Origin of the sequence: Vermiculatibacterium agrestimuris (genome assembly GCF_943193085.1) — a bacterium.
Classification (GTDB): Bacteria; Bacillota; Clostridia; order Oscillospirales; family Oscillospiraceae; genus Vermiculatibacterium; species Vermiculatibacterium agrestimuris.
In genome coordinates this window covers 1-2,069 of the sequence record NZ_CALPCU010000053.1, presented here as the reverse complement: position 1 = coordinate 2,069, position 2,069 = coordinate 1, and the positions used below count along the sequence as shown (strand labels likewise).

The window sequence follows — 2,069 nt, the reverse complement described above, 5'->3', positions numbered from 1 at the left end:
CACCTGGTGGTGCCCACCCTGCATGACATGAGCGGCGATCCGGCGGCGGACACGCTCTACCATGCGGGCTATGATCCTACGGGAGCAGAGGCCGCCCTCCAGCCCAGCTATAAGCTGTACTGGCGGGACGGCATTGGCACGTTCCACCCGTTTGCGGCCAGCGACATCACGGTGAGCAACGGCCAGTATGTGGCGGGCGCTTACAACGATGGCGCCAACGACTGGGACGGCTACGAATTCGACGTGCAGGTGGTGAGCGCCACGGCGTTGTGGGGCGGATATCATCTGGACCAGTATTTGAAGAACGGCGGCTCCATCTACATCACCGCCACCGGGCCTAACACCGCCGGCGTGCCCGCCGACATGGAGAGCGAGAAGACCGAGGTGGTCGTGCCCGAGACCTATATCGCCACGTTGCACATCCGGGACGTCAGCGGCGTGCCCGGCAGTACGGTGACCATGTCTGAGGCCGCCTCCGGACAGTCGGTGCACCAGGACGGCGATCAGATCGTCAACCTGGCGGGCAGCGAGACCATCAATACCCTCATTGCTCCGGTCTCCGCGGCGGTGCGGGTGGTTGGCGTTGTGGCCACTACGGAGAACGGCTCGGTGAACCTGACCAACAGCGGCGCTGGCGGTACGTTCAGTTATGACTATGTCATGCAGCAGACCGATGTGGACATTTACGTGGTCATTCAGGCCGAGGACGATCCTCTGGATGACATGTATATTGCCACGGTCTATAAGGTAGATCCCGACCAGCGGCCGGGGAACCGGGCGGAGGTCATTGTCAACGAGGACGTCTCTCCCATCCCCCACGACAAGGTTTGGACGGCGGGCTATGGCGGCAACGTGATCCGCGTGGACGTGGAGACCGAGGCGGGCTACTACGCCCATGTCACCGCTGTGGAGACCGGCACTACTACGCCGGTTCAGGTGGTACAGTGGGGGAGCACAGGCAGCTTCTCCAGCCAGTTCTATATGGTGGAGCACGATGTGGACGTCACGGTCACCTTCAGCAAGGATCCGCCGGAGAACAGGAACCTGTACCTGACGCTGGATCTGCCTACAGGCGGCGAGCTCAACGGCAACATGGCGCAGCTGACGGCTGGGGCCGCCTCCCTTACACTGTATGGAAGCGCGGCCAGCGGTGGCGCTCTTGTCAATGTACAGCATATCCCCATGCCCTCCAATCCGGTGCCTGCGGGCCAGCTCCTGGAGCTGCTGACCGGCGCGGCCGCTGGATTCTCAGTGGAGAGCGCGGAGATGCTGGTGACCATGCCGGGGAATACCTCCGGCACGCCGGACTTTACCGTGAGCATCCCGCTGACGGATGGGGCCTCTCTGCCTGATTTCAATATGCCTCTGGCGGACGCTGAGGTGGTGGTGCACTATGCGCCTGGCACGCAGACCCCGCGGCCTTACGATCCGGCCCACGCCCATGTCTACACCAGCAGCTATAATCACAATTCCACCGATGACCTGAGCAGCACCCACCAGGACGGCTGGCTGCTGGCGCAGGCCACCGGCAGCGACAGCTTTACCCTGCTGGTGCCCACGCTCCACGACATGGATCGGAGCGTGGATCCGGCAGTGGATCGCCTCCATAACGCCGGCGACGCCGTTCCCACCAATCCTCAGCCCACCTATACCTTCTACTGGAGGGACAGTGTGGGGCAGTTTGAGGAGCTGACGGGCATCACCATTATAAGCCAGCAGCCCGTGACCGCGCCTGCGGCAGGTACCTACGGCGCCTTTGTGGGCTATGAGTTGAATGTGAAGGTGAACGACGTCTACGAGAAGTGGGGCGGCTATCATCTGGCCCAGTATATTGCCAAGGGCGGCTCCATTTACGTGACCGCGACCGGGATCCAGCCCACCGACGTGGAGAGTGAAAAGACGGAAGTGGTCTTCCCCAAGCGCAGCTTCACGGCCACACTGCACATCTCGGATGTGAGTGGCTTGACAGGGAACGGGGTGACCATGAGCGAGGTGGGCGGCACCCAGGCGCCGGTGACGGTGGATCTGGGGCAGCTGACCGATCTGACGGCGGGCACCACGGTGCGCAC

At 62.9% G+C, this 2,069-nt stretch carries 1 protein-coding gene; it reads left to right on the top strand.

Annotation, left to right across the window (positions count from 1 at the left end; genetic code table 11):
- A partial coding sequence (locus tag NFR87_RS10380) for a hypothetical protein (RefSeq protein ID WP_251449419.1) occupies nucleotides 1-2,069 on the top strand: 2,069 nt, incomplete at both ends.